The following is a 7,320-nucleotide window of genomic DNA, read 5'->3' on the forward strand; positions in this document are numbered from 1 at the left end:
TTGGTCGCCAGTGCTGTGAGCACCAAGGTGATAGACATCAATGATCCAACCACGGGCACCTTGACCGTGAGCGGCACACTCAAAGATGGCAGCACACTGACCGCCGTGACATCTGGGTTGTCCGATCTCGACGGCATGGGCACATTCACCTACAAGTGGCAAGCTCTCAACGGTGACCAGTGGCAAGACTTAGCGGGTAAAACCGAGGCGACCTTGGCACTGGCACAAGCGAATGTAGGCCAAACCCTGCGCTTGGGTGTTGTGCACACAGACAAGTCAGGCAACACCGCCGAAATGTTCAGCCGTGCCGCCACGATTGAGAACAACAACGATGCCCCCACAGGCGCACTTGAAACCACTGGGACTCAAGTTGCAGGAAACCAATTGACTGTCAGTGCCGCCAATGTCAAGGACATCGATGGCTTAGGCACCTTGCATTACCAATGGCAAACCCAAAGCCAAGGTGGCGCCTGGTCCAACATGGCAGGAGAGACCGCAGCAACACTCTCCTTGACCAATAACTTGGCTGCCTCCAAAGTACGCGCATTGGTCAACTACACCGATGCATTTGGCACCGCCGAACAGGTGGTGGGTACTGCAAGCGGCCCCATCAAAAACACCAACTGGGCAGACCACCAAGCCACCGGCCAAGTGTCGGTTGACGGTCGGTATGCGGTTGGTCAAAAACTGGCAGCTTCCAATGCCATTGTTGATGCCGATTGGTTGACCCAAGTCGCCTACCAATGGCAAGTCTCCAGCTCTGGTGCGGGGGGGTGGAAAAATATCAGCGGCGCAGCGCAAGCTGAGTTGGCCTTGGGCACAACCCTGCAAGGTAAATATGTTCGTGTGGTCGCCACCACCACCGACGAGTTGGGCGGTCACACCACGGTGTATGGCGATGCCAGCCAAAAAATTGCCAAAGCCAATGTGGCCCCTAAATTTGCCAAATCTGCACTGACCCTCAAAGTGAACGAAGGCATTGACAGCGTCATGACGCCTGGCGCCTCAGACCCCGGCGACACCATCGCTTACTCCCTCAGCGGTGTGGATGCCGCCCTGTTTGAAATCCAATCGGGCACTGTTCGTTTCAAGGCGACTTCTGACTACGAAAAGCCCACAGACGCAAACAAAGACAGTGTTTACAACTTCACCTTGAAGGCCACAGACTCTTATGGCGTCAGCGCCAACCAAGATGTGACGGTGAAAATTGCAAACATCAATGAGCGACCAGATTTGCTGCAAGTCTCGCGCACTTTGACGGTCAAAGCTGGCACGCGCTATGTGGATGACTTCATGGGCAATCAAGTCACTGACCAGGACACTTACTTCCCGTTCGGAATCAGCAAAAACTTTGCTGTCAGTGGTGATGATGCCGCGCATTTCAGCGCACAAATGGGCAGACTTTATCTGGACCCTGGTTTGCAAAAAGGCACCTATCACATCGAGATCACCGCCAAAGACAAAGGCGGACTCAACAGTGACTTGCAAAACGTCACCATCGAAGTGGTGGACCAAATCCAAACGACAGCAACAACTGGCAACGACCACTTGGTGGGCACCAACGGGGCTGATGTGATCAATGGTCTTGCTGGCAATGACACCGTGATGGGCGGCTTTGGCGTGGACACCTTCATTGTCAACGCCGGTACCGACACCATTTACGACCTAGGCTACGGCGGGCAAGACATCTTGCAAGTGGGTGCAGGAGCTACCGCTGTGGCTGATGTGACCAGCAATTGGATGGCCACCACAGCCACCGTGAACCGCGGCTTGGCCACCCTGAACTCAACCGGTGCTGACATCGATTTGTCAGCCGTTCAAAGCGGCAACGGCTACACGATCAAGGCTGTGTCTGGTCAAGGGCATTTGACAGGCTCTGGCTTGGCTGATGTGTTGTTTGCCTCGGATGAGGGTAACTTGCTGCGCGGTGGTGGTGGCAACGACACGCTGCACGGCGGCGCCGGCGCCGACCAGTTTGTCATCGAAGGCCTTGGCCTAGACACCTTGCTGGACTTCCAAAGTGGCAAAGACGTGATCGTGTTGACCAACCTAGGCCTGTCTGCAGGCGCCCTGTCTGCCGACGCTTTTGCCAAAGGCGCTGACTTGCAAACAGCAAGCAACAACGCACAACACCTGTTGTTTGACACCACATCAGGCAAGCTTTGGTTTGATGCCGATGGTTCGGGTGCTCAGCAAGCTGTTTTGTTGGCTGAGCTTCCTAGCTTGCCAAACCTCAAGAACACAGATTTTGTGTTGATCTGATGACTTGATTCGCGGAGAGGCGCATTCGCGTCTCTTCGCACAACCGCAGGACAGCGATGTCGGCGTCGATTACCACCGAATAGTTCAGGAGCGTAGTTATGGATACCACCCACTTGGTTGATTGGAAGAAGACTTACTATTCTGGAGATGTCAGCCCCTGGTTCTCAATCTGTGCAAGTGGCAATGTGTATGTGCTGGGTACCCTGAATGATGACCCTTTCAATTCACCCGATGGGTTAGCGCCATTTACCAATTGGAATGGCAAAAGCTACCGATTTGACGTAGTCAACTACCAACCACCTTTCGTTGTTTCAAGCATCGATTCACTTGGCAATGCAGCCTGGACACACATTGCTGGGGACTCTCGGGTCAACATGGTCGATCTGTCGCCGACGATCAACGCGAATGGACAAGGTCCGATATCTGGAAATGATGGATCAATCTTTCAACTTGGGCTTGTCAGCATTGCCGGAAGTGTTGACTATTCATCGTTCGAGATTTTTCACTTCAGCAAAGATGGTAGCCACAATTGGATCAAAACCATCAACGCCAGCCCAGATCAGATTGAAGTGACCGCGGGGTTGGATGGCTCGCTGTACACCAACCAGTTGGGGGAGATAACAAAATACAACAACGCCGGAATCTTTGCATGGAAAATTAAGCTCCCCGACACAGTTTTCAATGACGGCGTTCACACCTACGCAACCGCTAACGGGGGTTTGTATTGCACTTCACCCAATGGGTTCGCCGATTCGATTCAACCGAATATCTTGTTGCTCAATTCAAATGGAACCATTGCCTGGGGAAAACATGTAGACCAAGAAATTGAGACCTCTGCAATCGGAAAGGGCGGTGAATTTTATTTTTCATATCATGCACAAGAAGATAGCGGCTTAGTCATCAGTCGGCTTAATTTGAACGGCGCACAAGCTTGGAGCACTTGTGTAGAAAAACCGCACACACCCACCGAAACTTATGCCTTGGAGTCCGGAATTTACGTGACATCCATCACTGGAGAAGTTTCTTTTGTAGAGTCATTGACTGATTACTCAACCTACACAATTAACTCACGTGGCTTTGGGTCTTACGCCAAAGAGGCTTGGTTGACGCACTTGAATGCGGATGGCACCAAGGCTTGGTCTGATTCAATTGCCTCTGTTCCATTGCAAGTGCTCAATGCAGGTGATGGTGCTGTGTACTTGGTTGCCCAAGACAGTTCATCGAAAGTTATTTCTAGGTACAACCAAGATGGCAGCGAGGCTTGGGTCACGCACGTAGCAAGCGGTGCCACGGTTTCAACCGACGAGAGTGGTTCTATTTATGTGGTTGATGATGGGGGACAAGGGTTCTCTGTGTCAAAACTGAAAGACCCATGGTTTTCGAACGTTCCCCCAACCGGCAGCGTTGCCATTTACGGTACAGCGGAGCAGGGCAAAACCCTCACCGCTCAAGAGAGTTTGTCGGGCCTTGGTGGCACGGGATCTATTGGCTACCAGTGGTTGGCCGATGGCAACGCCATCAGTGGGGCTACTGAAAACATACTCACCCTCTCACAAGCAGAAGTTGGCAAATCTATCAGTGTCAAAGCCCTGTTCAGCAGTTCAGGCAATGTCAATAGCGTGACCAGCACAGGGACTGATTCTGTGGCCAATGTCAACGACGCGCCAACGGGCGAGGTCAATATTCAAGGCGACGCCATCCAGGGCCAGGTGCTCACTGCAAATAACACCCTCGCTGACATCGATGGCCTGGGCACGATCAGCTTTCAATGGTTGGCCGATGGGTCCCCCATCAGGGGGGCTACCACCAGTACTCTCACGCTGACCCAAGCGCAAGTTGGCAAGGTCATCAGCGTGAAGGCCAGCTACATCGATTTGCAGGGTACTGCTGAAAGCATGACCAGTTCCACCACTGCTTCAGTGGCAGATGTCAACGATGCCCCTACCGGAGGCGTCAACATCCGCGGCATACCTACCCCTGGAAAGACACTCACAGCAGTCAACACCTTGGCAGACATTGACGGTATGGGCACCATCAGTTACCAGTGGCTTTTGGATGGGGTCAACATCAACGGGGCCAACAGCAACGCCCTTACCCTTACTCAAGCCCAAGTGGGTAAGGCCATCAGCGTGAAAGCCAGCTACACAGATGGAGGAGGGTGGTTTGAGTCAGTGTCCAGCGACAGCTTGTTGGTCGCTAAAAATTACACCAACTCAGCTCCTGAAAATACCAAAAACTTTCTCACAACATTCACTGTTTCAGACCTAAATTTATTCGACCCTGCAAACTCTAAGTTTCCTTTGAGACCTGCCTTGATAGGGGCAGACGCCAAGTTTTTCAAACTCGTTACTCAGGGCAGCGAAGGGAGCAAATTAAAGTTTGGGTTGATTCTTGCTGCAGCCTTAGATTTTGAACAGCCCGTTGACAGCAATCATGATGGCATCTACGAAGTTTCGGTGGTCATGACCAATGCCAAGACAGGTTACAAAGTGGTCAAAGACCTGACGGTAGGTGTCGAGTTTGCGCCCATCCTCGGTACAGCAAAGAATGACAATTTAAAAGGTACCCCAGGCTTTGACACCCTAGACGGTTTGGCTGGTGACGATACTCTCGCCGGTGGTCTGGGCCTGGATACCTTCTTGGTCAGCAGCGGGCATGACACGATTTTGGACTTCAATTGTTTGACCAAAGGAGCAAATGGCAGCGAAGTCCTACAAGTCTCCGCAGGCGCAGTGGCAGACGTTCGAGCTTTTGCGGCTTGGACAGCGACGGCCGACTCGTTCAACGACGGTATCGCCAATTTAACTACCAAGTTCAGCGTGGACTTGTCTGCCATCAACCACGGTCTCGGGTGGAATGTGACCAACATGGGCACAGGCACCACCATCCAGGGCAGTCAATTTGACGATGTGTTGGTTGCAGGTAAAGGCAATGTCAATTTGATGGGTGGCGCTGGCAACGATGTGCTTTATTTCGGTACGGGTAAAAACAACCTGACCGGTGGCTCAGGCGCAGATACTTTTCGCATGAGCATGCCTTATTTCAAGCAGGGCGCTTTGAACCACATCTCCGACTTTTTGTCGGGAACAGACCGCATTGAAATTGACCATACCTTGTTTAGATTCCAGTCTACAGGCCAGCTTGACGCTAACCAATTTTCACAAGGTACAGTCTCACCCGCCACCGCACAAGGCATTGTTTATGACAATTCAACTGGCAACCTTTTTTACAAAATCGGTGGTTCGGCAAAGGCCGTGTTGATAGGCGTCTTGGATAACCATGCGCAATTAGCACACACGGATTTGTGGATTGTTTAAGCAACTGACCTTTATCCGCAGTGTTGAAATAACCGACTCAGTCGTCTCAGAGTATGAGCATGGCTAAATCACCTGGAACGCTTTGGACTCGGCTCTCAGGTGGTGCAGGCTGGGACACCGCAAATGGCTTGAGCATTGCGGCAGATGGTGCCATCTACATGACAGGCACACAACAAATCAATGAAGACGACACGAATGTTTTTGTGACTCGATACAACAGCGATGGCACCATCGCCTGGACGCAGGCGACAGGTGGCACCTTGACCGGGTTAAGCTGCGTTACCACTGGAGCAGATGGCGCTATTTTCGTTGCTGGTCATTTCTCACAGACCATGAGCGAACCTCCAATGGGGTGTGTCAAGCGCTACAGCACCGACGGCATCGAGCAATGGACCCAGTCAGTAGGCGACATCTGGAGCGGGGTTAGTGGCATTACAACTGGCCGCAATGGCTTAATTTTTGCAGCGGGCTCTACCGCTAGCACCCTCTTGGATGGACAGTTGAACAATGGAAGTTCGGATGGTTTCATCACCTGCTTCGACAGCAACGGATCCAAAGTATGGACTCGTCTAGTGGGTGGCAAGGACAGTGACTGGATCAACAGTGTCACCACTGGTTCAGATGGTTCTATTTATGTGGTGGGGGTAACGCAAAAAAATAGCCCCGTCTTGGATGGCAACTACAACCTCAATTACAGCGCATTCATAAGTCGCTTCGCCAGCGACGGCACAAAGATATGGACCCAACCAGTGGGTAGCCATGCTAAGGGCGGCGCGATAAGCGTTGCCGCTGCTACCGATGGGTCCATTTATGTGGTGGGTTATACCGGTGGAGTCATGATGGATGGCCAGCCCGTTGAGAGCGGTAGCACTGGTTTCATTACCCGTTACAACAGCAATGGGACCAAAGTTTGGACACGATACGTTGAAGGAGAGGGTGCCGTGGGCGTCGCCACGGGGTTGGATGGCGGAATTTTCGTGATTGCCTATAAGTACATCAACGATTATTTTCAGTATCAAATTACCCGCTATGACAGCGACGGAACCATGGTGTGGAATCGGTTGGTTCCTAGCTTATTTGGTGACCTACCCCTCATCAGCATAGGCTTAGACGGCGCCTTATATGTCGCAGGTTGTGCAGCTTTTACCGCCTTGGATGGCCAAACCATCAACGGTGAGTCGGATGCATGCCTGCTCAAGTTGGAACCCCACAACTACACGATCTCTGCTGCAGAAAATTCAAAAACTGTCACTGCGATTGCCTTGAGCGATGCTTTGGTCGGATCTACCCCCAAATACACCCTCACCGGTGAAGATGCTTCGCTGTTCAAAATCTCCAACAAAGGCGTGTTGACCTTTGCCACCGCCAAAGACTATGAACAACCTGTAGATGCAAACCACGACGGCGTCTACGCAGTGTCTGTGGTCATGACCAACACCAAGACCCACTACACCGTCACCAAAGACCTGACTGTAGGCGTTGAGTTTGTTCCCATCCTCGGCACGACAGGTAATGACACCCTCAAAGGCACTGCGGGCTACGACACCCTGGACGGCTTGGCCGGTGACGACAAGCTCACGGGCGGGGATGGTTTGGACACCTTCTTGGTCACCAGCGGACACGACACCATCTTGGATTTCAATGCCTTGTCCAAGGGAGCAACTGGATCAGAGATCTTGCAAGTCTCAGCAGGCGCAACAGCAGATGCCACGCTCAAAGCAGCCTGGGCTGCGACCAGCGA

General features: G+C 52.2%; 2 protein-coding genes and 1 pseudogene. All 3 read left to right on the forward strand.

Going from position 1 to position 7,320, the window contains the following annotated elements:
* Positions 1-2,262 (forward strand): annotated as a pseudogene (locus tag ACKWJN_RS15300) (hypothetical protein); the annotation flags it as partial.
* 98 nt (positions 2,263-2,360) lie between these two features.
* Positions 2,361-5,579 (forward strand): hypothetical protein, encoded by a 3,219-nt coding sequence (locus ACKWJN_RS15305; RefSeq protein WP_408598319.1) that lies wholly within the window; start codon positions 2,361-2,363, stop codon positions 5,577-5,579.
* Positions 5,580-5,638: 59 nt separating this feature from the next.
* Positions 5,639-7,320, forward strand: a 1,682-nt coding sequence (locus tag ACKWJN_RS15310) for a hypothetical protein (protein ID WP_408598320.1), incomplete at its 3' end; no start/stop codon positions are given.

It is taken from the genome of Limnohabitans sp. (assembly GCF_046052825.1).
Classification (GTDB): Bacteria; Pseudomonadota; Gammaproteobacteria; order Burkholderiales; family Burkholderiaceae_C; genus Limnohabitans.